At 33.2% G+C, this 26,224-nt stretch carries 27 protein-coding genes; 13 read left to right on the top strand and 14 right to left on the bottom strand.

The window, feature by feature from the left end:
* Window positions 1–34: 34 nt before the first annotated feature.
* The gene (locus tag B8T70_RS16680) at window positions 35–445 is read left to right on the top strand and encodes an excinuclease ABC subunit B (protein WP_346425754.1); all 411 of its coding nucleotides are present in this window, start codon (window positions 35–37) and stop codon (window positions 443–445) included.
* Here the strand turns inward: B8T70_RS16680 and uvrB are convergent.
* The 11 genes from uvrB to trmD form a co-directional block, all read right to left on the bottom strand.
* A complete protein-coding gene (gene uvrB / locus B8T70_RS16675; RefSeq protein ID WP_086895553.1) occupies window positions 442–2,433 on the bottom strand; it encodes an excinuclease ABC subunit UvrB in 1,992 nt (663 codons plus the stop codon). The genes B8T70_RS16680 and uvrB overlap by 4 nt on opposite strands.
* A 236-nt stretch (window positions 2,434–2,669) precedes the next feature.
* Window positions 2,670–3,608, bottom strand: coding sequence for an alpha/beta fold hydrolase (locus tag B8T70_RS16670; protein WP_086895552.1), 939 nt, complete (start codon window positions 3,606–3,608; stop codon window positions 2,670–2,672).
* A 129-nt stretch (window positions 3,609–3,737) separates the two neighbouring features.
* Window positions 3,738–4,700 carry a 23S rRNA (adenine(1618)-N(6))-methyltransferase RlmF gene (gene rlmF, locus B8T70_RS16665; protein WP_039115516.1) on the bottom strand — a complete coding sequence of 321 codons (963 nt, stop codon included), beginning with the start codon at window positions 4,698–4,700 and terminating at the stop codon, window positions 3,738–3,740.
* Between the two features lie 189 nt (window positions 4,701–4,889).
* Window positions 4,890–5,552: a thiamine diphosphokinase gene (locus tag B8T70_RS16660; protein ID WP_086895551.1), complete on the bottom strand. Its 663-nt coding sequence runs from the start codon at window positions 5,550–5,552 to the stop codon at window positions 4,890–4,892.
* Window positions 5,553–5,986: 434 nt separating this feature from the next.
* A complete protein-coding gene (locus B8T70_RS16655) occupies window positions 5,987–6,445 on the bottom strand; it encodes a RidA family protein (protein ID WP_086895550.1) in 459 nt (152 codons plus the stop codon).
* A gap of 140 nt (window positions 6,446–6,585) precedes the next feature.
* Entirely contained in the window at window positions 6,586–7,068 is a 483-nt protein-coding gene (locus B8T70_RS16650; protein ID WP_086895549.1) for a GyrI-like domain-containing protein, read from the bottom strand.
* An 8-nt stretch (window positions 7,069–7,076) separates the two neighbouring features.
* Complete coding sequence (locus B8T70_RS16645; RefSeq protein WP_039117598.1) at window positions 7,077–7,898, bottom strand: DUF4249 domain-containing protein; 822 nt, start codon at window positions 7,896–7,898, stop codon at window positions 7,077–7,079.
* A gap of 36 nt (window positions 7,899–7,934) precedes the next feature.
* Entirely contained in the window at window positions 7,935–10,316 is a 2,382-nt protein-coding gene (locus tag B8T70_RS16640; protein ID WP_086895548.1) for a TonB-dependent receptor, read from the bottom strand.
* 128 nt (window positions 10,317–10,444) lie between these two features.
* The gene (locus B8T70_RS16635) at window positions 10,445–12,673 is read right to left on the bottom strand and encodes an NADP-dependent isocitrate dehydrogenase (RefSeq protein WP_086895547.1); all 2,229 of its coding nucleotides are present in this window, start codon (window positions 12,671–12,673) and stop codon (window positions 10,445–10,447) included.
* A gap of 278 nt (window positions 12,674–12,951) precedes the next feature.
* The gene (gene rplS / locus B8T70_RS16630) at window positions 12,952–13,302 is read right to left on the bottom strand and encodes a 50S ribosomal protein L19 (protein WP_039115571.1); all 351 of its coding nucleotides are present in this window, start codon (window positions 13,300–13,302) and stop codon (window positions 12,952–12,954) included.
* Between the two features lie 175 nt (window positions 13,303–13,477).
* Window positions 13,478–14,152 carry a tRNA (guanosine(37)-N1)-methyltransferase TrmD gene (gene trmD / locus B8T70_RS16625; protein WP_039115508.1) on the bottom strand — a complete coding sequence of 225 codons (675 nt, stop codon included), beginning with the start codon at window positions 14,150–14,152 and terminating at the stop codon, window positions 13,478–13,480.
* A gap of 409 nt (window positions 14,153–14,561) precedes the next feature.
* Between trmD and B8T70_RS16620 the strand changes: the two genes are divergently transcribed.
* From B8T70_RS16620 to B8T70_RS16565, 12 genes are all read left to right on the top strand, one after another.
* Window positions 14,562–15,296, top strand: coding sequence for a hypothetical protein (locus B8T70_RS16620; RefSeq protein WP_086895546.1), 735 nt, complete (start codon window positions 14,562–14,564; stop codon window positions 15,294–15,296).
* Between the two features lie 502 nt (window positions 15,297–15,798).
* Window positions 15,799–16,218, top strand: coding sequence for an archaemetzincin (locus B8T70_RS24265; protein WP_242667503.1), 420 nt, complete (start codon window positions 15,799–15,801; stop codon window positions 16,216–16,218).
* Between the two features lie 108 nt (window positions 16,219–16,326).
* A complete protein-coding gene (gene blaOXA, locus B8T70_RS16610; protein WP_039117594.1) occupies window positions 16,327–17,181 on the top strand; it encodes a class D beta-lactamase in 855 nt (284 codons plus the stop codon).
* Between the two features lie 133 nt (window positions 17,182–17,314).
* Entirely contained in the window at window positions 17,315–17,995 is a 681-nt protein-coding gene (locus tag B8T70_RS16605; protein ID WP_039117593.1) for a TIGR02117 family protein, read from the top strand.
* Between the two features lie 30 nt (window positions 17,996–18,025).
* The gene (gene yiaA, locus B8T70_RS16600; protein ID WP_035622373.1) at window positions 18,026–18,418 is read left to right on the top strand and encodes an inner membrane protein YiaA; all 393 of its coding nucleotides are present in this window, start codon (window positions 18,026–18,028) and stop codon (window positions 18,416–18,418) included.
* Window positions 18,419–18,535: 117 nt separating this feature from the next.
* Window positions 18,536–19,234, top strand: coding sequence for an aspartate/glutamate racemase family protein (locus tag B8T70_RS16595; RefSeq protein WP_039115501.1), 699 nt, complete (start codon window positions 18,536–18,538; stop codon window positions 19,232–19,234).
* A gap of 7 nt (window positions 19,235–19,241) precedes the next feature.
* Window positions 19,242–19,784 (top strand): NADPH-dependent FMN reductase, encoded by a 543-nt coding sequence (locus tag B8T70_RS16590; RefSeq protein WP_369827406.1) that lies wholly within the window; start codon window positions 19,242–19,244, stop codon window positions 19,782–19,784.
* Window positions 19,785–19,803: 19 nt separating this feature from the next.
* Window positions 19,804–20,154, top strand: coding sequence for a cupin domain-containing protein (locus B8T70_RS16585; protein ID WP_039115500.1), 351 nt, complete (start codon window positions 19,804–19,806; stop codon window positions 20,152–20,154).
* A 31-nt stretch (window positions 20,155–20,185) separates the two neighbouring features.
* Complete coding sequence (locus B8T70_RS16580; protein WP_086895544.1) at window positions 20,186–21,058, top strand: sugar phosphate isomerase/epimerase; 873 nt, start codon at window positions 20,186–20,188, stop codon at window positions 21,056–21,058.
* 131 nt (window positions 21,059–21,189) lie between these two features.
* The gene (locus B8T70_RS16575; RefSeq protein ID WP_240474767.1) at window positions 21,190–22,320 is read left to right on the top strand and encodes an MFS transporter; all 1,131 of its coding nucleotides are present in this window, start codon (window positions 21,190–21,192) and stop codon (window positions 22,318–22,320) included.
* Window positions 22,321–22,380: 60 nt separating this feature from the next.
* Complete coding sequence (locus B8T70_RS16570; RefSeq protein ID WP_039115497.1) at window positions 22,381–23,313, top strand: peptidylprolyl isomerase; 933 nt, start codon at window positions 22,381–22,383, stop codon at window positions 23,311–23,313.
* Between the two features lie 93 nt (window positions 23,314–23,406).
* The gene (locus B8T70_RS16565; protein ID WP_039115495.1) at window positions 23,407–23,709 is read left to right on the top strand and encodes a cytochrome c; all 303 of its coding nucleotides are present in this window, start codon (window positions 23,407–23,409) and stop codon (window positions 23,707–23,709) included.
* A 114-nt stretch (window positions 23,710–23,823) separates the two neighbouring features.
* Here B8T70_RS16565 and B8T70_RS16560 read toward each other — a convergent pair whose 3' ends face one another.
* From B8T70_RS16560 to B8T70_RS16550, 3 genes are all read right to left on the bottom strand, one after another.
* Window positions 23,824–24,219, bottom strand: a complete 396-nt coding sequence (locus tag B8T70_RS16560) for a GreA/GreB family elongation factor (protein WP_086895543.1) — start codon at window positions 24,217–24,219, stop codon at window positions 23,824–23,826.
* Between the two features lie 401 nt (window positions 24,220–24,620).
* Window positions 24,621–25,175, bottom strand: coding sequence for a thioredoxin family protein (locus B8T70_RS16555; RefSeq protein WP_086895542.1), 555 nt, complete (start codon window positions 25,173–25,175; stop codon window positions 24,621–24,623).
* A gap of 125 nt (window positions 25,176–25,300) precedes the next feature.
* Entirely contained in the window at window positions 25,301–26,194 is an 894-nt protein-coding gene (locus B8T70_RS16550) for an alpha/beta fold hydrolase (RefSeq protein WP_086895567.1), read from the bottom strand.
* Window positions 26,195–26,224 lie beyond the last annotated feature (30 nt).

Genomic DNA, 26,224 nt, shown 5'->3' with positions numbered 1-26,224 from the left:
TTTTAAATTTAAAAACAATATTTTAGCTAAAAATATGAATTTGATGAATACGGATGCCGAAAAAATAAGTTTACTTTTAGAAATGATTTCTTTCTCGACTGTTGATGGAGAATTACATAAGAGGGAATTTGATTTTTTGTCGCTAGTTGCTCAGGAATTAAATATTGACGAAGTAACTTTTAAGGATTTGTTTCATCAGGAAGTTCCTCCTGTTGTTATAAAATCGGAGTTTCAGCGCATTCAGCAATTTTATAGATTGGCTTTAATCATGCATTGCGACGGAATATTGCATAGTAAAGAGGCTGCTGCAATACAGCAAATTTCTATCGATATGGGATTGAATCCTATAGCAACTAAACGTATTCTGAATTTAATGAAGAATGCACCGAATGCGATGATTGACCCTGAAATATTATTGAAAATTTTCCAGGAGCAACACAATTAAGCCAATTGTTCTTGCAGCTTTTTAATATCGTCACGCAATTTTGCTGCCTGAAGAAAGTCTAATTCTTTAGCTGCTTTCTCCATCGATTTACGCTTTTCACGTATCATTTTCTCTAATTCGGCTTTGGATAAATAAGCAGTATCAGGTTCGGCAGCTACACTTAGGGTATGACCTAATTCAGACTCTACCAATGGATTTTTGGTAAAAGCACTATCGATTTTTTTATTTAATGCTTGTGGTGTTATATTATTCTCGAGGTTGTAATTAATTTGTTTTGTACGACGATAATTGGTTTCATCAATGGTTTTCTGCATACTTGCTGTAATTTTATCAGCATACATAATTGCTTTTCCGTTGAGGTTTCTCGCTGCACGACCAATAGTTTGTGTTAAGGATCTATGGCTACGCAAAAATCCTTCTTTGTCGGCATCAAGAATTGCTACTAAAGAAACTTCGGGTAAATCCAAACCTTCACGTAGTAAGTTTACTCCAATTAAAACATCAAAAATTCCTTTTCGTAAATCTTGCATGATCTCGATACGTTCCAGGGTATCTACATCGGAGTGAATGTAACGACAACGAATACTTACTTTGGTCAAGTATTTGGTTAATTCTTCGGCCATTCTTTTGGTTAATGTTGTAACTAAAACACGTTCGTCTAACTCGCAACGAATTTGAATTTCTTCGATTAAATCATCAATTTGATTTAAACTAGGACGAATTTCGATGATTGGATCTAATAATCCTGTTGGTCGAATGACTTGTTCTACAACTACACCATCTGTTTTTTGTAATTCATAATCTGCCGGAGTAGCCGAAACATAAATTACCTGATTTTGCATGGCTTCAAATTCTTCGAATTTTAAAGGACGATTGTCCATTGCCGCAGGTAAACGGAAACCATATTCTACAAGGTTTTCTTTACGGCTTCTATCTCCTCCATACATGGCATGAACCTGAGATATGGTTACGTGACTTTCATCGACTACCATCAAGTAATCATCGGGAAAATAATCTAATAAACAGAATGGTCTTGTTCCTGCTTCTCTTCCGTCCAGATAACGAGAATAATTTTCGATACCTGAACAATAACCTAACTCGCGAATCATTTCTAAATCAAAATTGGTACGTTCTTCAAGACGTTTGGCTTCAAGATGTTTTCCTATTTCTTTAAAATAATCAACTTGTTTTACCAAGTCTTGCTGTATTTGCCAAATCGCTCCTTGTAATACATCTGGAGATGTTACAAACATATTGGCTGGATAAATAGTTAGTTTATTGTATTTCTCGATTACTTGAGAAGTTTTTATATCAAATGATTCTATTTCTTCGATTTCATCTCCAAAAAAATGAATTCTGAATCCATCATCGGCATAACTAGGATATACCTCAACAGTATCTCCTTTTATCCTAAAGCTTCCAGGATTAAAATCGGCTTCGGTTCTGGAATATAAACTTTGTACCAGACTATGTAATAATTTGGTTCTCGAAATAACCTGATCTTTTTCTATCGCAATAACATTCTTTTGGAATTCTACAGGGTTTCCGATACCGTATAAACAAGAAACGGAAGCTACAACTAATATGTCGCGTCGCCCTGAGAGTAGGGAAGATGTTGTGCTTAAACGCATTTTTTCCAACTCTTCGTTTATAGATAAATCTTTCTCGATAAATACTCCAGTTACTGGCATAAATGCTTCTGGCTGGTAATAATCATAGTAAGAAACGAAATATTCTACGGCGTTGTTTGGAAAGAATTGTTTGAATTCTGAATATAATTGTGCTGCTAATGTTTTATTGTGTGCCAAAACCAAAGTTGGCTTTTGTACTTCCTGAATAACATTGGCAACTGTAAATGTTTTTCCTGAACCAGTTACTCCAAGGAGAGTCTGGTATTTTTCGCCATCAATTATACCTTGGGTCAATTTTTCGATTGCTTGCGGTTGATCTCCTTTTGGGCTATAATCTGAGACTACTTGAAAATTCATTTATTTAATTTAGAATTGTTGGGATTGTAAAGTTACAAAGTAAAATCTTAAATTGAAATTTGTGGATTAAAAAAGGTTCTGAGTTGCAAAGGTCCAAAGGTTTTTACAAATGTCGAAATTCTGTTCTGACGGTTAGGGATAGAACCCTTTTAATCTTTATTATCTGTGGTGGAGGAATTAACCGCAAAGTTAGCAAAGGTTTACGCAAGGTTCGCAAAGTTTTATGCGTTAAAGAATTACTTTAAAAAGTCAATCATTAGTTTATTTACTTTTTCGGCTTGATCAATACTTAAAAAATGTCCTGCATTTTCGATAGTTTCGGTTTTACTATTACTCAATAACTCTTTGGCTCGAATTATACTTTCATCTGAGTTAATTACATCATGATCTCCTATAAGCACCAAAACGGGAATGGTTATTTTTTTTAAATCTTCATCAGAGAATGGTTGCATTTGCAAAAAACTAGTGTTTGATTTTGCATATTTATTAGCTAGATAAAATTGCTTTTTATAAATAGGGTCTATTTTTTCGGGATAATAAGAAAAGGTTTCTAGCGTCTTTTTTAATTTTTTCTCATTTGGAAAAATTTTCAGAAAGAATGCCGATGATGCTTTTCTCATTTTATCGATGTTCTTAAATGTTTGTGCCGGACTTATTAAAACCAGTTTGTTGATTTTACTTTCTTTTTGAGTTGCTAATAATGTAGCAATCCAACCACCACGGGATGCACCAATTACATCAAAGTTTTTTAGTTTGTAATGAGTAAAAATCTCATTGTACCAAATAACAATTTCTTCACTTGTAAGGGATTTTTTGGGTGCTTGAGATTTTCCTGCTTCTATTAAAAAGTCTATTGCGTAAACCCGATGATTTTTTGATAATGCTTTAATATTAGGAAACCACATTGTTGAGCTGGCGTCCATTCCGTGAAGTAATACTAAATTTTTGCCGTCTTTTGGACCTGTCACAATTATATGAGCTGTACCATAACTGGTTTCGATATTTTCTTCCTGATAACGAACATCCCAAAGTTTTAATGCAGCATTATAAGAATTGATGTAATCTTTTCTTTCGCTTTTTGTTTTGAAAACATAATTATCAATCTTTTTTTCTTTTGTTGCGCTACAACTTGCGAATAAAAGAATTGCAATAACTTTTAAAAATAATTTCGGCATAGGAGTTACGTTCAATTAAGATTAAAAGTACTAAAAAGCTGATGATTATAGTATCAGCTTTTTAGTTATATCTATCATAATTACAATGTTTTGCGAAATATTTTGGAATTATGACTTTGATTGGTTTATTTAAAGTTCGCTTTTAAAACTCCATTTACCTTGTTGTGCTTCGGTAAGGAAAGACCATGCTACAATACGACTTGTTTTCTGACCTTGTGCCATATCGATTGTTTTTACAATTGAAGCATTTACTTTATTTAATGTTTTATAGATACTCGACAGGTTTTCTCTTTTAGATACTAATGTAGTAAACCATAAACATTGCATTGGATATTTGGCACTTTCGTAAATCATTTGCGTTATAAATCCAATTTCTCCTCCATCGCACCATAGTTCGGCATTATGACCTCCGAAGTTTAAAACGGGAGCAGCTTTTCTATTCGCTTTTGGATTTAGATTTGTTACTTTTCGAACAGCACTTTTATTAGCTTCTTCTGACGAAGAATGAAATGGTGGATTGCAAATCGTGAATGTAAATTTATCTTCGGGTGTAATTATATTTTTGAATATAAAACGTGATTCTGTTTGTTGTTGTAAACTGATAACATCAATTAGCCTAGGATTGGCTTCGATTATTTTGCTGCAATTCTCGATTGCTTTTTCATCAATATCGGTTCCGACAAAACTCCATCCGTAAGCAGCATTTCCTAATATTGGATAGATACAATTGGCACCAACACCTATATCTAAACCTAAAATGGCTTCTCCTTCTGGAATAACTCCATTATTTGTGGTAGCTAATAAATCGGCCAGGTAATGAATATAATCGACTCTTCCTGGAATGGGTGGGCAAAGATAATTTTTAGGAATATCCCAGTTTTGTATGTCGTAATAATGAATTAATAATGCTTTGTTAAGCGATTTTACAGCTTCGGGATTACTAAAATCAATTGTTTCGATATCATGCTCGTTTATAACGACGTGCTTCTTTAATTCGGGACAATCTGTGATTAGTTGTTCAAAATCATAGCGCAAACGATGCGGGTTTCTAGGATGCAGACTTGTTTTCTCGGGGCTATTTGTAGTTTTCATCATTCTTAATTTCGGTGCAAAGGTACGTAATCCTAATTTGTAAATAAGGGAAGTATTTCTTATGAAATGATTTGGCCTAGCCCTGATGGAAACGGCATCCTTTTTCTGGCTCCTTTAGACAGAAAAAGATATAGTGTACAGCAGGAAATTGCTCCTTATGCTTTTGCTTAATTCAGTAGAGTAAGGAAATTAATCCATGCATTCCATTAGCAATAAATCGCCGTCGGTATGGGTAATTGTAACAATTCCGTCTTTGGCAACGGAATTACTGCTGCCAGTTCTATAACCTATTGTTAAGGTGTCGTTTTGTAACGGATATACCAAATTATCTGAAAAGATTCCGTTTACGACTCCAATCGGGATGAGCGAAATAGGTGTGTTGGCGGTATACCATTTTTCGAATTTATTAGGCAATAAAAATATTTTGGAATGGTCGTCGAGAATTACAATCTTGAGTAAGTTTCGGTAACGAACTATATTGGTAAGATTTGTAATGGTATGATCAGCTCTTTTTCCTGTTGCCCAAACTACATTTGCGGCAGGAATTTTGCGTTCGATTAAGTAATCAAATGCTTTTTCTAAGTCGGTTTTGTCCTGATCCGGTGTATGTACAATCTCTATAGGATATTGAGTTGTTTTGTATTTTTCGGGGTCGAATCCGCGATCGAAATCACCCAGAAGAACATCGACTTTTATTCCTAACTTAACTACGCGCTCTATAGCCGAATCTAATACGATTACCAAAGGTGACCATTCTAATAATTGTCCTAATAACTCGGGATTACAGGCAGCTCCGTTGGCAATGATTAATGCAGGTTCTTGGTCGTCGCGTACGATATGGTGTGAGGACATTTATAGTATGGATTTATAATGTGCTGCAAATGTACGAAAGTAAAAAGTAAATGTTTTTCTACAATTAAGAGATTAAGGGAGTTTTTTACCATTAAGGGATTAAGTTTTTTTCAGCCACAGATTATAAAGATTAAAAGGATTATTTATGTTGTCTAAAAGTTGTAGCGATTTTGTTTTTTACCATTAAGAGATTAAGTTTCTTTAGCCACAGATATAAAGATTAAAAGGATTATTTGTGTTATTTAAAAGTTGCAGCGATTTTGTTTTTTACCATTAAGAGATTAAGTGAAATTAAGATTTTGTTTTACGCCATAGATTATAAAGGATTATAAAAAGGGTTTAAAATCTGCTTAAATCTGTTTGATCTGCGTGCAAGTCATTCAATCTTGAAAGTATTCTTAATTTTCCTTAATCTCTTAATGGTGAAAAAAGTTTTATTTTTTTGCTTTGAAAGCTACAGCATCGACTTCTATTTGCATTCCGTCGAGGGCTAATTTGGGAACTGGAATTAATGTGCTTGCTGGAAATGGTTTGTTTTTCCATACTTTACTGATTTCTTCATTCCAGATTTTTAGTTTTTCTTCTGAATGGTCTACAATCAGAATGGTAATCTTCATGATATTCTCTGGTTTTAGATTGTAACTATCCAGAACTGTTATAATATTCTTTAATGCTACTTGAGTTTGTTCTCTAAAACTGTTACTCAGAAGATGTTCTTTGCCTAATCCGCCGCTTTGTCCTGATATAAAAACGAGTTCATCTGGGGTAGAAACTGATGATGCATGACTAAACCCATATGGTGCGGGATTGAATAATGATTCAGGATTTTTAAAAGTTTGTGCTTTTGCATTAAAAGCACAAAGTGAAAATAAGGTAAGAAGTATTTGTTTCATGTTTTTGAAATTTGAATTAATTATTGGCAAAGGTTGCTCAATTCTAATTCCTAAACATTTACATATGTTGAGAGGTGATATTTTTTTCAGAGTAATGTATAAAAAAATGCTCTCGTAATGGAGAGCAATTTTTATTGTTTTTAGTTTTTATGTTTAATCGGAATCCAAATTTCCTCTTCGGATGTTGGGTCTTCGTGTTTGTATTTTTCGCCCATTACGGCAAAGTGCGGTCTGCTCTCTAATACATATTCGGACTTAGGTAACCAATCGGTAAAAATGTATTGATAGGTTTCGTTGCCATTACTCGCAGGTCCCATATGTATGAAAACTGCATAAAGTCCGTTTGGTATTATGAGAGTTTCCATATTTTGTGGAACGGAAAGAAAATCTGTTACTTCGATACCTGCCCATTTTTCGAATTCATTACTCGGATTGAAATTAAGAAAATGTGTTTCTGGATACACCTCAATAGAATATAATTCTGAACCGATATTGTTTTTTATCTCTTTTCGGTTTGGCATAAATCCTTGCCATAGCTCTTTTGTTCTATTGGCTGTGAAAGATGTTGTTATTCGTTTTCCAACGATTTTCTTTTCTGTTAAATTTTCTATTCTTGCTTTCATATTAAATATTACTCAATCGTATATTTTTTAGTATCAACTTCTCCAATAGAAAAATAACCTAAAGGATAGTCATTTGCATTGGTTGTGTTTATAACATTTCCTCTTAAAGTTGCTGGTGGAGATTGAAAAGGGCCACCACTATTATCACCAGAAATACTAGTTAATATATTCATGTAATTATAATAGCTTTTAGATGTTCCGATATGACTTATTTCTACTTGATCTCCAGGTTTTAAATCTTCATTGTGTGAAGTACTAAAAAATTCATTTCCGTTAAAGAACCTATCATCGACAGAAGAATAGCTTGACAAGACTTGATTGGAGTAAGTATAATGGTATAAATAATAATTTGTTTCATCAGCAGGGTCATTATAATATGCTTTTACTTCGATTTCATCTTTTGAAATACCACCATCATTAGTTTGCACAATTCGAGTGATTGGTGCTACCGATTTTAAAGTTTCAGTTGCAACATATGTATTACCACCACTAATAACGGTTAAGACATAGGTTTCGTTAATAACAGGTTCAAAATTAGTACAAACGTATTTTCCTGTTTGAGGAACTTCTATAAAAGTGAATACTTTATTGGCACTGTTTCTTATAGTAATGGTAGCTCCGGAAACAACAGGAATTACAGGGTTGTAATAATCAGTTGTAGTGGTTAATTTTATCATTTGTTGGTTTCCTGTAGTTCCTTTTAGCCAACTAATATCAGCTTCAACGACTAATTTTGGAGGTTGTGTTTTTAAGTCAACTTCAACAACTTCTTCGCAACTTGTAAAAAATAATGCGGAGAAAAACACAATTAATAAGCTTATTTTTTTCATATCAGTATATTTTTATTTCTCTTTGAGAGAAGTGAATTAAAATTTGAAATTATAACTAACAGCAGGAACCATTCCGAAAATTGAAGTCTTAACAGCTTCATTGTATCCTGTATCGCTGTTCTGTCTAAAATTAATAGAAGCTGCATTTTGTCTATTATATAGGTTATAGATACTAAATACCCATTCGCCTTTCCAATTTCTATCTTTGTTAGATCTCGGGGTTAATGTTGCCGAAATGTCTAAGTGATGGTAAGCAGGTAATCTGTTTTCATTTCGTAAACCATAACTAGGAACTTTTACACCACGATATTCATAATATCCAGTTGGATACGTTACAGGTTGTCCTGATTGTAATGCGAAATTAGCACCAAATGACCATTTTTCGTTTAGCGAATAAGCAGCTGTAACAGCTAGATTATGTAGTTTGTCATAAGCTGAATTATACCATTGTCCGTTATTGATACCAGTTTCTTCCGGAGTTCTTCCAGGGGTTTGTTGTTCTGATTTTGATAAAGTATAAGAAACCCATCCAGTAAGTTTTCCGGCATTCTTTTTAAGCATTAACTCTACACCATAAGAACGCATTCTTCCGTTTAGGATAACTTGCTCGATGGCATCATTTGCTATTAAATCGGCACCATCAATATAGTCCAGTCTGTTTTTAATTTTCTTATAGTAGGTTTCTACTTCAAGAGAATAGTCTCCATCTCTAAAGTTTCTAAAATAACCCAAGGCAACCTGATCAGCAAGTTGAGGTTTAATATACTCGTCACTTGGCATCCATACATCAAGAGGAGTAGGAGATGAGGTATTCGATATTAATTGTAAATACTGAGCCATTCTGTTATAACTAGCTTTTACAGCTTGATTTTCGTCAATTTGATATCCAATAGAGAAACGAGGTTCTAAATTGTTATAGCTAAACATTGATTTGTTTTTACCATAATACTCCGTTCCTATAGGAGTTGCTTTCTCATAAATTTGTTGAGCAGGGTTAAAAAGAACAGGATTATTGTTTTCGTAAAGATTAAGAGTCGAAGCTCCTAAACGATAAAATAAACTAAAACGGAGTCCGTATGAAAGCGTTAGTTTTTTTGCAATTTGATTTTCAGCTTCAATATAAATAGCTGGTTCAAAAGCATATTTTTTATCTAATTGATCAGGATTAACTCCAGAGGTTTCATCTGTTGGTTTAATAGTTCCAGGGTTAAATTCATAGTAAATACCATTTAAACCATAATTCAATTTGAATTTATCTGAAATATAATTTTTGAAGTCATATTTAATATTGTAATTCTTGATACCAGAATCCCATTTAAATCCTGCAGTATCCAGATCAAGCCCGTAATAATAATCACTATAAATTAAAGATAGATTAGAAAACAATTTATCAGAGTATAAATGATTCCAACGCAGGTTGAAAGTAGTGTTACCGTAAGTATTAGAAAATATTTTACTTATTTTAAAAACGTCACGTCCAAAATAACCTGATAAATACAAACTGTTATTGTCGTTTAATTTATAACTGAATTTAGCATTCAAATCATAAAAATAAGCTGAGTTGTCTTTCATATCATCCGTTAGTTTTAAGAATAGATGTGCATAAGAAGCTCTACCACCAATTAAGAATGATCCTTTATCTTTTACTAATGGACCTTCGGCAAGAAGACGGCTCGAAATTAATCCGATTCCACCATTCATATGGAAATCTTTACTATTTCCATCTTTTTGATAAATATCCAAAACAGAAGATGCTCTACCACCGTAACGAGCAGGAATACCACCTTTGTATAATTTTAAATCTTTAATAGCATCAGGATTAAATACAGAGAAGAAACCAAATACGTGAGAAGAGTTAAAAATAGTAGCTTCATCAAGAAGAATTAAATTCTGATCGGCACCACCACCACGCACGTTAAAACCAGATGCACCTTCGCCGGCATTGGTAACACCAGGAAGTAATAAAATAGATTTTAATACATCGACTTCACCCATAACAACAGGCATTTTCTTTATTGCCGAAATAGAAAGTTTATTTACACTCATCTCGGGAGTACGTGTATTTGCTCTTCCTCTATTATCGGTAATAACTACCTCTTGGAGTTCTTCACCACCTTCTTTTAATGAGAAATTGTTTTTAACATTTTTCGTTAAAGAAATTGTATTTTCAAAAGACTGGTAACCAACGTAACTTATTTCTACCTGATACTCTCCCTTTGGAGCAGTAATAGAGTAAAAGCCATATTCGTTTGTTGTAGTGCCAATTTTTAATGAAGGGATGTAAATGTTGACTCCGATTAGGGTTTCGTTATTTTTAGAGTCAGAAATGGTACCGCTTAAGGTGAATTTTTCTTGCGCGAATGAAGAAAAAGCAATGAGAAATACAATAAGAAACGAGCTAACTTTTTTTGTGATCATTGTTTAAATTTTGAATTCCCTAGTATGACGGTAGAAGGTGGGAAATATTACAAAACTAATGTTAAATGTGCGTTAAAAAAAAGACAGCCGTTTCGGGCTGTCTTTAATGTGAGAAATATAATAAGAACTTATATTTTAGCTATTTTAGCCAAGATTGCATTAAATGTTGGACTAGGACGCATTGCTTTACTAGTTAATTCAGGATTTGGTTGGTAATATCCACCAATGTCTTGAGGTTTTCCTTGAGCAGCAATTAATTCAGCGTTTATTTTATCTTCATTCTCAGCAAATTCTGCTGCAATAGGAGTGAAGATAGCTTTTAACTCAGCATCTTTATTTTGAGCAGCCAAAGCTTGAGCCCAATAAAAAGCTAAGTAAAAATGAGAACCACGGTTATCGATTTGTCCAATCTTACGAGCTGGAGATTTATCGTTTGCAAGGAACTTGTCATTTGCCTCATCAAGAGTTTCAGCAAGAACCATAGCTTTAGAGTTGTTTAGTGTTTGACCTAAATGCTCTAATGAAGCACCAAGAGCCAAAAATTCTCCTAATGAATCCCAACGTAAGTAACCTTCTTGAGTAAATTGCTCAACGTGTTTAGGAGCAGAACCTCCAGCACCAGTTTCAAACAAACCACCACCATTCATTAAAGGAACTATAGATAACATTTTGGCAGAAGTACCAACTTCAAGAATTGGGAACAAATCTGTAAGGTAGTCACGTAATACGTTTCCAGTTACAGAGATAGTATCTAATCCTTTAATAATTCTGTCAAGAGTAAAGTTTGTAGCTTCGATAGGGTTCATGATACGGATATCTAAACCAGTAGTATCGTAATCTGTAAGGTATCTTTTTACTTTTTGAATTAATTCTCTATCGTGTGCTCTGTTTTCGTCTAACCAGAAAACAGCAGGAGTATTAGATAAACGAGCTCTGTTTACAGCTAGTTTTACCCAGTCCTGAATAGGAGCATCTTTTGCCTGACACATTCTGAAGATATCTTTATCTTCAACAGCTTGTTCCATTAAGACAGTTCCGTTAGCATCAACAACACGTACAACACCATCAGCTTTCATTTGGAAAGTTTTGTCATGAGATCCGTACTCTTCAGCTTTTTGAGCCATCAAACCTACGTTTGGTACACTTCCCATTGTAGTTGGGTCAAAAGCACCATGTTTTTTACAAAAATCGATTGTTGCAGTATAAACACCAGCATAAGAGCGGTCTGGAATAAGAGCAACAGTATCTTGTTGTTTTCCTTCTTTGTTATACATCTGTCCAGAAGTACGAATCATAGCAGGCATAGAAGCATCTACAATTACATCCGATGGAACGTGTAAGTTAGTAATCCCTTTATCAGAGTTTACCATTGCCAATGCAGGACCGTTAGCAATAGCTGCGTCCAGAGCTGCTTCAACTTCTGCTTGTTGAGGAGTTCCTGCAATTTTTGCATAAACATCACCCAATCCGTTTCTTGTATCAATATTTAATTCGCTAAATAAAGTAGCGTATTTTTCGAATACATCTTTAAAGTAAACTTCTACAATAGCACCAAAAATAATTGGATCAGAAACTTTCATCATTGTAGCTTTCAGGTGAACCGAAAGTAATAAGTTTTCTTTTCTTGCTTCTTCGATAGTTGTAGCAACAAAGCTTTTTAAAGCATTTACGTTTAATACAGCACTATCAATAATTTCTCCAGCTTTAAGAGGAGTACTTTCTTTTAAAATAGTAGATGTTCCGTCTTTAGCAACAAATTCAATTTTTACATCAGTAGCATTAGGAACAGTAAGCGATTTTTCACTTCCGTAAAAATCACCATTTGGCATAGATGCTACATGAGTTTTAGAGTCAGCAGACCAAGCACCCATAGAGTGAGGATTTGCTTTTGCAAAATTCTTCACTGCTCTTGGAGCTCTACGATCAGAGTTACCTTCACGCAAAACTGGGTTTACTGCAGAACCTAATACTTTAGCGTATTTAGCTTTAATTTCTTTTTCAGTATCGTTTTGAGGATCCTCAGGAAAATTTGGAATTTTATACCCATGAGATTGTAACTCAGCAATAGCCGCTTTTAATTGCGGAACCGAAGCCGAGATATTTGGCAACTTAATAATGTTTGCCTCCGGTTTAGTAGCAAGTTGTCCTAACTCAGCCAAGGCGTCCCCTGTTTTTTGAGAATCGGTCAAGTACTCCGGAAAATTAGATAAAATTCGAGACACCAACGAAATGTCTCTAGTTTCAATAGCAATACCCGCTGTAGCAGTAAATTCTTGTACAATAGGCAAGAAAGAATAAGTCGCTAATAACGGCGCCTCATCAGTTAAGGTGTAAACAATCTTTGAATTCTGTGTCATTTTTTTTCTTTTTTAATATAATCGTATCGCTAGGAACGGCGATGTAAAAGGTATGGTTGGCTCAAAACGAGCGGAGCAAATATAAGAAAAACAGTCCGAAAACGGTTGCGTTTTTCTTAGAATTCCTTAAATTAACAGATTGCTATTTAAAGGAGTTATAATTAACAAATCGGTGGTTTTCAAGCCAAAGAATTATTGTTTTGTTATTTTGTTTAGAACAAAAAAAATCCCGATTCACAAATAATGAATCGGGATCTTTATGGTAAAGAGATAAATAATTATCTTCTTTTGTCTCTAATCTTAGCTTTTTTACCAGTAAGTTCTCTGAAGTAGAAAATTCTAGCTCTACGTACAGCACCTTTTTTGTTGATTTCAACTTTTTGTAAAGCAGGTAAGTTAACTGGGAAGATACGCTCAACACCAATAGCACCAGACATTTTACGAATAGTAAAAGTTTCTGTGTTACCAGAACCTCTTCTTTGAATAACAACTCCTTTAAAAAACTGAGTTCTTGTTTTTTCACCCTCTCTAATTTCGTAGAAAACAGTGATAGTATCTCCAGCTGCGAAAACTGGGAAATCTTTTTTTGCAACAAATTCGTCTTTAACGAATTTCATTAAATCTGCCATGATATCTTTAATTATGGTTTTGTGATAGAGCAACATACACGGACTTCGCCAGAGGTTGGTCTAATTTGGCTGCAAATGTAGATAAAAAAAATTGAATTCCAATAAAATTGAATTCCAAATTCCAATTTATTAACTACTTGATTAATTGGAATTTGGAGTTTTATAAATTTGAAATTTATTCTAATAAATCCGGTCTTCTATTTTTAGTATGTTCATACGCCATATCTTCCCTCCATTTATCAATTTTGGCAAAATGACCGCTGGTTAAAACCTCAGGAACTTTCCAGCCTTTATAATCGGCAGGACGTGTATAAATAGGTCCCGACAATAAATTATCCTGAAAACTATCCGTTAGAGCCGAAGTTTCGTCGCTTAAAACACCAGGAATCAAACGAATCAAAGCATCAGATAAAACCAAAGCACCCAATTCGCCACCAGATAAAACATAATCGCCAATCGAAATTTCTTTAGTAATAAAATGATCACGCACACGCTGATCCACACCTTTATAATGACCACACAAAATGATAATATTTTTTAGCATCGACATCGTGTTTGCCATTTTCTGGTTTAGTGTTTCACCATCCGGAGACATATATATAATTTCATCGTACTCTCTCTCGCTTTTTAAATGCGTGATGCAAGCATCAATTGGCTGAACCGTCATAACCATTCCGGCACCACCACCAAAAGGGTAATCATCAACACTCTTCTGTTTATTGGTTGTATAATCGCGTAAATTATGAAAATGAACCTCAACAATTCCCTTGTCAATAGCACGTTTCATAATCGAAGCTTCAAACGGGCTTCGCAATAACTCAGGTAAAACAGTAATAATATCTATGCGCATTTTTTCTCTTCAAAAGGTTTAAGGCTGCAAAGATACAAAGTAAATATTTGAGAAATTTAAAGATTAAAGAATATAGAATCAAGATTTAGAGAAACAAGAGAAGAGATTTAAAAGAATTAAACAAATTACCTAATCAGCATTTCCCAATTAAACGATTAACCAAATCAACAATTAAATTTTTTTAAATCAACAATTCACAATTAATAATTCACAATTAAAATAAGGAGCTATTTCCTGCTGTCCGCTATATCTTTTTCTTGAGATCCTTCCTCCGTCAGGATGACAAGAAAAAGGATGCCGCTTCCATCAGGGCTAGACCTATCAGGAATCATGATTTTTGAACGGATATATTGTTTTTAATTGTATTTTCGATTGAAGAAAAGAGAAGCGACTTATATTAAAAATAAAAATGAATAGCGATTACACAAAAGATTATATAGCGTTATCTAATGAATTCAGAAAATCTAATGCCTCAACAGAAAGTGTCGAGAAGCTTTATGATTTACTTTACGAATTAGAAAATACAAATAGAACAAAACAGAATGATATAGTTCTCTCTAATATTTATAGTTTGTTAGGGTTTCATAAGTCAGCTTATGAAGTTTTTAAGACAGTTGCCGATTTAACCAATAGAAAAGATGCAACCAAAATGTATGTGATGGAACAAAAGGCCAAATCACATAAGGATAATTTCATCATAAAAGATATTAGAAAATATCGGGAAAAGAAAATACAGCCCAAACTAGAGCTGAGCGATTTTGTAGCGTCAAAGAATCATAAAAACCAATTTGGAATCGTTAATAAAGGAATTATCATATTTAATAAAATAATTAAAGAAGATACAATTTCAATTCAGATCCCTAGCGAACATATTGAAGATTACTCAGGTAAAATCATCCATTATATTAATTGGTTAAATGATTGTAAGACAGATTTAATTGATTTTTATAATAGCGAATACAATGAAGACAAAGCAAATGAAGATTGGTACGATACGTTAGTAATTTATAGCACAAGAATAATAATAGAAGAATCAGGAATCATTTTTTGTTCCATTTCGGGAGGAGATGATTTCTATCAAGATCATTTGTTGGATATAGAAATAACGAACGATGTAATAACATCGATGAATTATAATGGGTAAAGAAAAATATTCAAAAACAAGTTTACACTAGTTAAAAAATTAAGTTAGAACTCTTATAAAATACCTATCACTTTTAATACTTTTATTTTTCTATTCTTGTAATGTAAATAAGGAAGATCAATACTTTGATGATATAGCAGATAATGATGTAAAATTATCAAGACCTGTTGAAGGGGAATGGCTCTTTACGCATAAAGAAAAAGGACAGAGCTTCGAGCAATTTATAAATTCCAGGCACGTAGTTCCAACAAATAATTCTAATATTATTTATATAAGACCTATTGGAGATTTTAATGCCTTACAAAAGAAACAAATTGAATTAGTTAGAGAATATCTTGAGATTTTCTTTCAATTAAAAACTAAAACTTTAGAGAAACTTTCTAATGATATAATTCCTAGTTCAGCTAGACGAATTGGACATGAAGATAATGAACAGTTCTTAGCAGGTTATATTTTAGACAGCGTACTTAAAAAAGAAAAGCCATTAAATAGAATTGCTTTAATGGCATTAACAGAAGTAGATTTATATCCTAAACCCGAGTGGAATTATGTTTTTGGATTAGCGTCCTACAGAGATAAAATAGGAGTGAGTTCGATTTATAGATTACAAGATGAGGTATTAACGCCAACTAATTTTGATTTATGTTTATCTCGATTACTTAAAACCTGTTCCCATGAAATAGGGCATATGTTCGGATTGTATCATTGTATTGAAGCGGATTGTGTAATGAATGGAACGATTAGTTTGCCAGAAACAGACAACAGCACAATTAGACTATGTTCATCTTGTCAAAGAAAATTAAATTCGAGTATAAAGTATGATAATAAGAAAAGATTAATCGAATTAGAAAAATATTTTGAGCATGTTAAACTCAACGATGCTACTCAATTAATGAAGAAAGATCTTGAAAAGATTCTATAAAAATAAATCAAATCCCCTTTGCTAGCGCGAGCGTCCCGCTCGTGTCTATTCCAGCATCGTAAAAATAATAATAAGTTAACAATTAAAAAATCACAAAAACTGCCCAAAATGAAAACTCCCGCACTAATCCTATCTCTTTTTTTATTGATAAACCTAACCGTAAGTTGTCAATCTAAAAACAAAGAAACTAAGACCGAAACTAACAAAGAAACAGGAAAAGACAAAGAAGTCATTGTGGCTGAATTTGGTAAAATCTTAGATAGCTTAAAAGTAAAAGGTTCAATATTAATTTATGATCTTAATAAAAAGACCTATTATTCCAATGATTTTGCTTGGGGTAAAGAAGGGCATATTCCGGCATCGACATTCAAAATTCCTAATTCGATTATTGCGCTAGAGACTGGTGTAGTAAAAAGTGATTCGACAGTTTTTAAATGGAATGGAGAAAAACGATGGATGAAAGCTTGGGAACAGGATTTAACACTCAAGCAAGCGTTTCGAGTTTCGTGTGTTCCTTGTTATCAGGAAATCGCAAGAAAAGTGGGTGTGAAAAGAATGAAAGCCTATCTAAAAAAGCTAGATTACAATATAATGGTTTTTGACACCTTGACGATTGATAATTTTTGGTTAGAAGGAAAATCTAGAATATCTCAATTCCAACAAATTGATTTCTTAAAAAGATTGTATTTATCTGAATTGCCTATTTCTAAAAGAACCGAATCGATAATGAAAGACATCATGGAAGTTGAAAAAACTAATGATTTTGTTTTAAGAGGAAAAACAGGTTTGTCTAATACTAACGAAATCAAAAATGGTTGGTTTGTAGGTTATCTTGAAAACAAGAATAGAGTTTACTTTTTTGCAACAAATATAGAACCAAGTAAAGAGACTAATCAGGATGATTTTATAGCAATCCGACTTAATGCAACAAAAGCGGCATTAAAAAATCTTCAAAAGAGATAAGTTTTTGGTCTTCTTTTTGCTAAATATTCAGGATTAACGAGTGAATTATTATTTAAAAATATTTTTGTTTTATTAAATATAATACTACTATTTTAGCAAAAAATTAGAAAATTAACTAACCGCATAAACCACATTGAAAAAAGTCCTTAAAATTATTGGTAAAATACTACTTGCATTCGTAGCATTTATTTTACTGTATATCGTCCTTGCTTATTCTATTTCGAAAATTACAGTTGAAAGAGAACCAAACACCAAAGAAGAAGTTACTATTTATATCATGACAAATGGTGTTCATACAGACATTGTAGTTCCAACCCGTAATGAATTTATGGACTGGAGCAAAGAGGTAAAGTATGAGAACACGATTTCTAAAGATACAACCTATCAATATCTGGCAATGGGTTGGGGAGACAAAGGGTTTTATCTGGAAACTCCAAACTGGTCAGACCTTAGAGCATCTACAGCTCTTAAAGCCGCATCTGGATTGAGTAATACTGCAATACATGCAACCTATTTTTCGAATATAAAAGAAAACGAAAGCTGCAAAAAAATCATAATCAGTAAGGAGCAATACGTTCGCTTGGCAGATTATATAAAAAACAGTTTCAAGAAAGATGAAAAAGGGCAATTTATACATATAAAAACTGACCAGAACTACGGAAAAAGAGATGCTTTTTATGAAGCAACCGGAAGTTATAGTTTGCTTCATACGTGCAATACTTGGGCAAACAATGCATTAAAAGTAAGCGGGCAAAAATGCTGCTTTTGGACACCAATAGACTCAGCTATTTTTGCGAAATACAGTAATAAATAAATTAACTCAACTATAAATTAAAATCAAAAAATGGTACAAAAAACGTCGAATGCGTTTGTCGCAGCTTCATGGATTGCTATGGGAGCAGGAATTATTGGTTATTTAGTAGGACTTGCCAGAGCCGAAATGTTATTAAATGAAAAAGGATATTACTTTACAGTTTTAATGTTCGGATTGTTTGCAGTAATCTCATTACAAAAAAGTGTGCGAGATAGATTAGAAGGATTTCCAGTGACCGATATTTACTACGGAATTTGTTGGTTTGGAACAATTTTGTCAATTGCATTATTAACGATTGGACTTTGGAATGCTACTATTTTACCTAGCGAAAAAGGATTTTATGCTTTTGCATTTTTATTAGGGATTTTTGGTGCAATTGCAGTTCAAAAAAACACCAGAGATAATTTAGCAATTAAGGAATAAAAAAAATACTTTTACAATAGCGGTTTCAAACGATTTGAGTCTTAGACTTATTTTATAATCGTTTGAAACCGTTTTGCTTTGGCGATAAGCTATAATTAGATAAATAAATATGTAGTCATGAAAAAAATTGGGCTTGTTGGTGGTATTAGTTGGGTTTCGACAATAGATTATTATCGTTTTATAAACGAAGGAATAAATGAAAAACTTGGTGGACTTAATTTTGCAGAGTGCATAATTTATTCCTTGAACTTTGATGATTTTCAAAGAAACAATACAGCCAATAATTGGGACTTAACATTCGAACTGATTACTAATGCTTGCAAAAGCTTAGAGAAAAGTGGAGCAGAAGCAATTGTTTTGTGCGCCAATACAGCACATGCCGTTGTAGAAAGAGTCGAAAAAGAAATTTCTTTACCTATTATTCATGTTGCAACAGCTACAGCAAACGAAATAAATAAGAAAGGATTAAAAAAAGTAGGTTTGTTGGGGACAAAATTTACTATGGAAATGGATTTTTACAAAGACAAACTTGCCGAACATAACATCGAGACAATCGTTCCTTTTCTTCAGGATGAGCGAGATTATATTCAGCACACATTAAAAGAAGAATTGGGAAGAGGAATAATCAATGAGCAAACCAAAAGAGCTTATATTATGGTCATCAATAAATTAATAGAAAATGGTGCCGAAGGAATTATTCTTGGTTGTACCGAAATTCCAATGATTATAAGTCAGGATGATATCTCCGTTCCAGTTTTTGATACAACAAAAATTCATTCGGCTGCAGCAGTGAAATTTGCTTTATCATTGGATTAAATATTAAATGATGATGGATAAAAAGAAAAAGATTTTTGCTGTATCTGGAAGTACGAGAAAGAATTCAAGCAATTTTAAAATTTTGAAATTTATTTCGGAACATATTAATGATCAATTTGAAATTGAGATATTCGAAGACTTAGAGAGTATTCCTCATTTTAATCCGGATTTAGATAATGAGAATGTTCCAGAGATTATAACCGTTTTTAGAAATAAAATTACAGCAGCAGCTGGAGTAGTAATTTGTACGCCAGAATATGTTTTTAGTTTGCCAGGGAGTTTAAAGAATGTATTAGAATGGTGTGTCTCGACAACGGTTTTCTCGAATAAAAAAGTGGGTTTAATAACAGCTTCTGCGTCTGGAGAAAAGGGACAAGAACAATTAAGCTTAATCATGAAAACTATCGAAGCTAAATTTGATAATGATACACAACTTTTGATACAGGGAATTCGAGGGAAATTAGATTCAGATGGAAATATTATTGATGAAAAGACGTTAGTTAGTCTTTTGGCATTCATCAGAAGTTTTGAAAAACAAGTAGAAGAGTAGAACTAAAAATATAGAGATTATGCAAAGTTTTGGAGCAAGTGAAAAATTTCTCTTTAATGATGAAATTGAGTGGGAAATTGTCGGGGAAGGAATTAAACGTAAGATAATGGCATACGACGACAAAATAATGTTAGTTAATGTTCAGTTTGAAAAAGGAGGCATTGGAGTTTTACACGAACATTATCATTCGCAGGTAACCTATGTCGCAAGTGGGAAATTTGAAGTAACCATTGATAACGAAACAAAAACATTAAAAGGAGGAGATAGTTTTTATATTCCGCCGCATGCAATACATGGAGTTGTTTGTTTGGAAAGTGGTCTTTTAACAGATGTTTTTAGTCCGATTCGTGAAGATTTTTTGAAAAAATAAGATAGTTTTAATTCAAAGTATTTATCTAAATATGGTTTCAAGAAGAAGTTTTATAATCAATACGAGTATGGCAGCGGCTACGGTTTGTTTAGTTCCGTCATTGGCATTTGCTTCCAATAAAAAAACAATTGGATTGCAGTTGTATACTTTAAGGGATGAATTGCCAAAAGATGTAAAAGGAATTCTAGAGAAAGTAGCACTAGCAGGATATACCGAAGTTGAATTATATGGATTTTCTATTAAAGATAAATTTTGGGGATTAGAACCTCAGGAATTAAAGAAAATATTAGACGAAAATAAATTAAAAGCAGTAAGTGGACATTACGGATTAGGAACGTATTTGTCTGACGGAAATACAACCGAACTCGAAGCTGTGATAAAAGCTGCCAAAGTTTTGAAGAGTGAATATATTACCATTCCTTGGCTCGATGAAAGTTTGCGGAAGAATGCTGACGATTACAGAAAAATTGCTTCATTATTAAATAAAGCAGGTGAAATGTGTAAAGCGGCAGGTTTAAAATTAGCCTATCATAATCATGATTTTGAGTTTAAAAAACTAGGAGATATAACAGGTTATGAAATTCTGCTAAAAGAGACAGATAAAAATTTAGTCTTTTTTGAAATGGATTTATATTGGATTGCATATTCAAAAATTAATCCCGTAGAATTGTTTAAACAAAATCCGGGACGTTTTACGATGTGGCATGTAAAAGACATGGATAAAAACACTAAGACTTTAAATACAGAGATAGGTTCTGGTGTTATTGATTTCAAATCTATTTTTGCAGAAGCGAAACTTTCGGGTATGAAATATTTTTTTGTAGAACAAGAAACAAACTATAAACCGAATGCTATTGAGTCTATAAAAACCAGCTGTGAGTTTATAGCAAAAAAGCTAGTTTAGACTAGTAGTTTACAAAAGATTACAATGCTGTTGAGGTTTGTTAGGAAAAAATTATACTTTTTTTTAAGTTTTGATAAAAAGGAGAATGGTATTTTTGCAAAATGAATTTATCCAAAACTAGTGTCATGTTTATGGCAGTTTGCACTGGACTTATAGTTGCAAACCTTTATTATTGTCAGCCTTTAATTGTTTTAATTGCCAACGAATTTAAGATTCCCGAAGCCGATGCAGGAACAATAACCTACCTTACTCAAGCAGGTTACGCTATCGGACTTTTCTTTATGGTGCCACTTGGCGACAAAATCGAACGTAAAAAACAGATTTTGATTACCACTCTTGCAACTGTAATAGCCTTAGTAATTGCGGCCACTGCCCAAAGTTTTTTTGTATTAGAAATTGCCTCACTTCTTATCGGAATCACCTCTATAGTTCCTCAGTTAATTTTGCCCTTGGCAGCTTCGTTAAGTGAACCTAGCCAGCGTGGTAAAGTGGTGGGAACAATCATGAGTGGTTTGCTTGTCGGGATTTTATTATCAAGAACTTTAAGCGGAATTATAGGTGATATTTGGGGTTGGAGATCCATGTTTTGGATTGCTGCCGGAATATGTTTGCTTATGTTTTTTGTTATGCAAAAACAATTCCCATACAATAAACCAGTATTTCATGGTTCATACGGGCAATTATTACAGTCACTTTTTACACTTATAAAAACACAACCATTATTAAGAGAAGCAACATTAATCAATGCATTTTGTTTTGCACAATTTGGTGCTTTCTGGACAACAATGGTATTATTGCTATCAGATTCTCCTTTTAATTTTAGTAGTTCTACAATCGGGCTTTTTGGTATTGTAGGAGCTACAGGAGCTTTGGCAGCTCCATTGGTAGGGAAGTTAGGAGATAAAGGAAGCTCAAGAATTGCAGTAGGTTATGGTTGTTTATTAATGTTAATAAGCTTTATTATTTTCTATTTTTCAGGAAGTAGCATTGTTGGAATTATTATAGGAATTGTTTGCATAGATATAGGAATTCAAGGAGTACACATTTCAAACCAAACAAGAGTATATTCGTTATTACCAGAAGCAAGAAATAGATTAAATACAGTATTTATGTCATTTAGCTTTTTAGGAACAGCGGCAGGTTCAGCTTACGGATTGTTTTTATGGAAACTAGGAGGTTGGCACGCAGTAACTATAGGATGTGCAGTTTTGTCACTATTATCATTAACAGTTTACGGACTTACATATAAATCTAAAAAATAGAAAGGATAAACGAATATCAAATTAATTCGTAAATTTGCTCATCAATAAAAAAAATATACAATGGAAAACGGAATATACGCTAAATTCAACACTAGTAAAGGTTCGATTTTAGTAAAATTAGCTCACGATTTAACACCTGGAACAGTTGGTAACTTCGTAGGATTAGCTGAAGGAAATTTAGAGAATAAAATTAAACCACAAGGAAATAAATTTTATGATGGATTAAAATTTCATAGAGTAATTCCTGATTTCATGATTCAAGGTGGTTGCCCACAAGGAACTGGAACAGGTGGTCCTGGTTATAAATTTGATGATGAATTTCATCCAAGTTTAAAACATGATCGTCCAGGAGTTTTGGCAATGGCAAATTCTGGACCTGGAACAAATGGTTCTCAATTTTACATTACTCACGTTCCTACAAGCTGGTTAGACGGAAAACATACTGTTTTTGGTCATGTTGTAGAAGGTCAGGATATCGTTGATGCAATTGCACAAGGAGATGATTTGACTAATATAGAAATCGTAAGAGTAGGTGAAGAAGCTGAAAAATGGAATGCTATCGAAGCTTTTATTGCTTTTAAAGGAGAACGTAACAAACGTGATGCTGCTATGAAAGCTGAAGCAGAAGCTGCTATAGAAAAACTTGCTGCAGGTTTCGAAAAAACTGAAAGTGGATTACGTTACCAATTTATCCAAAGAGGTGATGGTAAACAAGCTGAGAGCGGAAAAACTGTTGCAGTTCACTACGAAGGTTCATTAGATAACGGTAAAGTATTTGATTCTTCTTACCCAAGAAAAAAACCAATCGAATTTAGATTAGGTCAAGGTCAGGTTATCGAAGGTTGGGATGAAGGTATTGCTTTATTGAAAGTTGGAGACAAAGCACGTTTTGTAATTCCATCTCATTTAGGATACGGTCCAGCAGGAGCAGGAGGAGTTATTCCACCAAACGCAAACTTAATTTTCGACGTTGAATTAATGGACGTTAAGTAATAAAAAATATTCAAAATTATATTTTGTAATATCAGAATCCCAAAGCGAGAGTTTTGGGATTTTTTTTATATTTACTACAAAAAAAAACTAAAAATGAAATCAAGAATTTTAACCGTAGCGGCTCTAGCTGTAATAGTATTTTCGTGTGCTGCCAAAAAGGATGCTCCTAAAGTTGTGGAGACAGCCGAACCTGTAAAAATGATAGAATTAACTCCGGCAGTAGCTACAGGACAAAATTTATATGATAACAATTGTGGTAAATGCCATAAATTATTCAAGGCAACAGATTTTACAAAAGAAGATTGGAAACCTATTTTAGTTCGTATGCAAAAGAAAGCACATCTTGATGATGCACAAATGGCATCGGTTTCAGATTATATCACTTCTCAGTTGTAAAAGTATTTATATATAATCAATATTGTAAAACTATTCGGTGAGATATCTGGATAGTTTTTTTGTTTTAAATCAGGCATAAAAAAACACCTTCACGAGTGAGGTGTTTAAAAAATATTAATTGCTTACAGGTAGTACGTTAGATACAGCAATTATTTTTAAAGTCTTTATTCCAGCAGGTAGTTCCCAATCAACTTCGTCATTTTCTTTAAAGCCAATTATAGCTACACTTAAAGGTGCCAGGATAGAAATTTTTCCTTCTTTTACGTCAGCGTGTGAAGGTAGAACAATCTGAATTTTCATTTGTTTTTTTGCCTTAACATCTTCAATCGTAACATGCGAATTAATTCTTATAATCGATTCGTCTAGAGTATCGCCTTTGCTAATAACAGCTCGGTCTAATTCTTGAGCAAGTTGTCCAGCTTCTTTAGAATTTGTAGAGTTTTTACTCTTTAGTATCAATTCCCTTAAGAGTTGATAATCTGTTGAACAGAAAGTGGGTGTTGGTTTCATATCTATTATATTATTTTTATTAGAATGAGATTTTTGTTTTAGGCAATCTCAAAAGCCTTGTATTTGTTTTAATTTAAAATACAGGATTAATGTTTATTGTAAATCTGAAAAATGTAAAAATGTAAAAGGCGTGGAAAAAGTAAATTTTAATACAAAGGAAAATCCTATTGTAAATAAAATAAATAATTAAATTTTAAAATGTAATCCTCCGCCTGAAAGAAGAAATTGAAATAGACGGAGGCCTAATTTACGAAGGCCTTGGTGTGCGAATTTAATACAACGACACGTGGTTTTCTTGTAGAAGAAAACAACAACGAAATGATTGTCAATTGTATAATGCTCAACATGAGATGAATTATTGTGATTTGCAAAGTTAATCAATCTTTTTTAATGATTGCTTTTTATTTCCATTTAATATTGCAACCGATGCTTGGCTTCTGCGGATTTTTGATATTTCGGTTATAAATTAGGGAGTCTATGGCGTTTCTTAAATCGCTTCCGCTAAGAGTAATTCCGTTACCAGGTCTTGAATCGTCTAGTTGTCCGCGATAGAACAATTTATCCTGATTATCAAATAAGAAAAAATCTGGAGTACAAGCAGCGTCAAAAGCTTTGGCAACTTCTTGGGTTTCATCATATAGATATGGGAAATCTATTTTATGAGTAAAAGCAAACTCAGTCATAAACTCAGGACCATCTTGAGGATATGCATTGGCATCATTGCTAGAAATAGCTATAACGCCTATTCCTTGCACACGATAGTCATTGGCAATCATAACAACCTCCTCGATTACATGAAGCACAAATGGGCAATGATTACATATAAACATAACAAGAGTTCCCTTTGTGCCTTTTAAATCATTATAAGAGTATTCAAAATTAGAATTAGTGTCCTTTAATTTAAATTGAGGTGCCAAAGTGCCCAATGGTAACATATTTGAAAGAGTTCGTGCCATTTTGTAGAAAATTTAGTATTCAAATTTAACTTTAAAATTCTGCATAAGAGGGCATAACTATCAAAAAAATATCCAAAGAAGCTTTTATTTGTTAGTATTTAGCTCTTTGGATATTTATGTGTAATTTATGAATTTAAAAAACTTAATAAATCGGCATTTAGTTTATCTTTTTCCGTATAAAATAATCCGTGAGGTGCGCCTTCATAAATAATATAAGTAGTATCATTAATTGATTCGGCTGCTTTTTTTGACGTAAGTTCAATAGGAACTATTTTGTCGGCATCACCATGAATAATTAAAGTAGGTACATTTATAGCGTCAAGTTCATCTCTAAAATCAGTTGTAGAAAACGATTCAGCACATTTTAAGGTGGCTCTCGGAGAAGCAAAGGAACATAACATCTTGTAATAATCTAATAAGGAATTACTTAATGGACGGTTGATAATTGTTATTCCAAAAAAAGTTTTTCCAAAATTATCTAGAAATTCTATTCTGTCCTCTTTGATTGCGCTTGCCGTTGCTTCACTTTTTTCTTTCGGACGACCTTCAGGATTATCATCGGTTTTTGGCAGATAAGGTATAACCGAAGAAATTAAAGCAGCTTTAGTTACTCCTTTTCCGCCGTGACGACTAAAATAACGTACTACTTCGCCACCACCCATAGAAAAACCGACAAGAGTTGCGTCTTCCAATTCCAGTTGTTCGATAATTTCTTTTAAATCATCAGTCAGAGTATCATAATCATATCCGTCCCAAGGCTGCGAAGATTTACCAAATCCTCTACGATCATAGGCAATTACCCGACAATTGTTTTGAACTAAAAAGTCTATTTGGTATTCCCACATTTCATTAGAAAGGGGCCAACCATGAATAAGAATAACGGGTTTTCCTTGCCCATAATCTTTTACATATAGTTTTACATTTGATGCGGTTTCTATATATTTGTCTGTAGATGGTTGAGTTAAGTTAAACTGAGAATCTCTAAGAGATTGGTTAGGGCTAATTTGAATATTTTCCATTTTTATATTTTTTAAATTAGAGCTTGTTAT

It is taken from the genome of Flavobacterium sp. AJR, assembly GCF_002156885.1.
In the GTDB taxonomy this organism is placed as follows: Bacteria; Bacteroidota; Bacteroidia; order Flavobacteriales; family Flavobacteriaceae; genus Flavobacterium.
This window is presented reverse-complemented; position numbering and strand designations above follow the sequence as displayed.

Excerpts from the sequence above, each read along its gene's own strand:
- B8T70_RS16595 (WP_039115501.1), top strand. The coding sequence starts at position 18,536 with ATGAAAAAAATTGGGCTTGTTGGTGGTATTAGTTGGGTTTCGACAATA.
- trmD (WP_039115508.1), bottom strand. The coding sequence starts at position 14,152 with ATGCGCATAGATATTATTACTGTTTTACCTGAGTTATTGCGAAGCCCG.
- B8T70_RS16550 (WP_086895567.1), bottom strand. The coding sequence starts at position 26,194 with ATGGAAAATATTCAAATTAGCCCTAACCAATCTCTTAGAGATTCTCAG.
- B8T70_RS16640 (WP_086895548.1), bottom strand. The coding sequence starts at position 10,316 with ATGATCACAAAAAAAGTTAGCTCGTTTCTTATTGTATTTCTCATTGCT.
- B8T70_RS16635 (WP_086895547.1), bottom strand. The coding sequence starts at position 12,673 with ATGACACAGAATTCAAAGATTGTTTACACCTTAACTGATGAGGCGCCG.
- yiaA (WP_035622373.1), top strand. The coding sequence starts at position 18,026 with ATGGTACAAAAAACGTCGAATGCGTTTGTCGCAGCTTCATGGATTGCT.
- B8T70_RS16580 (WP_086895544.1), top strand. The coding sequence starts at position 20,186 with ATGGTTTCAAGAAGAAGTTTTATAATCAATACGAGTATGGCAGCGGCT.
- B8T70_RS16590 (WP_369827406.1), top strand. The coding sequence starts at position 19,242 with ATGATGATGGATAAAAAGAAAAAGATTTTTGCTGTATCTGGAAGTACG.
- B8T70_RS16555 (WP_086895542.1), bottom strand. The coding sequence starts at position 25,175 with ATGGCACGAACTCTTTCAAATATGTTACCATTGGGCACTTTGGCACCT.
- B8T70_RS16660 (WP_086895551.1), bottom strand. The coding sequence starts at position 5,552 with ATGTCCTCACACCATATCGTACGCGACGACCAAGAACCTGCATTAATC.
- B8T70_RS16670 (WP_086895552.1), bottom strand. The coding sequence starts at position 3,608 with ATGCCGAAATTATTTTTAAAAGTTATTGCAATTCTTTTATTCGCAAGT.
- B8T70_RS16650 (WP_086895549.1), bottom strand. The coding sequence starts at position 7,068 with ATGAAAGCAAGAATAGAAAATTTAACAGAAAAGAAAATCGTTGGAAAA.
- B8T70_RS24265 (WP_242667503.1), top strand. The coding sequence starts at position 15,799 with ATGGCATTAACAGAAGTAGATTTATATCCTAAACCCGAGTGGAATTAT.
- B8T70_RS16645 (WP_039117598.1), bottom strand. The coding sequence starts at position 7,898 with ATGAAAAAAATAAGCTTATTAATTGTGTTTTTCTCCGCATTATTTTTT.
- uvrB (WP_086895553.1), bottom strand. The coding sequence starts at position 2,433 with ATGAATTTTCAAGTAGTCTCAGATTATAGCCCAAAAGGAGATCAACCG.
- rplS (WP_039115571.1), bottom strand. The coding sequence starts at position 13,302 with ATGGCAGATTTAATGAAATTCGTTAAAGACGAATTTGTTGCAAAAAAA.
- B8T70_RS16655 (WP_086895550.1), bottom strand. The coding sequence starts at position 6,445 with ATGAAACAAATACTTCTTACCTTATTTTCACTTTGTGCTTTTAATGCA.
- B8T70_RS16570 (WP_039115497.1), top strand. The coding sequence starts at position 22,381 with ATGGAAAACGGAATATACGCTAAATTCAACACTAGTAAAGGTTCGATT.
- B8T70_RS16565 (WP_039115495.1), top strand. The coding sequence starts at position 23,407 with ATGAAATCAAGAATTTTAACCGTAGCGGCTCTAGCTGTAATAGTATTT.
- rlmF (WP_039115516.1), bottom strand. The coding sequence starts at position 4,700 with ATGAAAACTACAAATAGCCCCGAGAAAACAAGTCTGCATCCTAGAAAC.
- B8T70_RS16585 (WP_039115500.1), top strand. The coding sequence starts at position 19,804 with ATGCAAAGTTTTGGAGCAAGTGAAAAATTTCTCTTTAATGATGAAATT.
- B8T70_RS16560 (WP_086895543.1), bottom strand. The coding sequence starts at position 24,219 with ATGAAACCAACACCCACTTTCTGTTCAACAGATTATCAACTCTTAAGG.
- B8T70_RS16680 (WP_346425754.1), top strand. The coding sequence starts at position 35 with ATGAATTTGATGAATACGGATGCCGAAAAAATAAGTTTACTTTTAGAA.
- B8T70_RS16620 (WP_086895546.1), top strand. The coding sequence starts at position 14,562 with ATGAATAGCGATTACACAAAAGATTATATAGCGTTATCTAATGAATTC.
- B8T70_RS16575 (WP_240474767.1), top strand. The coding sequence starts at position 21,190 with ATGGCAGTTTGCACTGGACTTATAGTTGCAAACCTTTATTATTGTCAG.
- blaOXA (WP_039117594.1), top strand. The coding sequence starts at position 16,327 with ATGAAAACTCCCGCACTAATCCTATCTCTTTTTTTATTGATAAACCTA.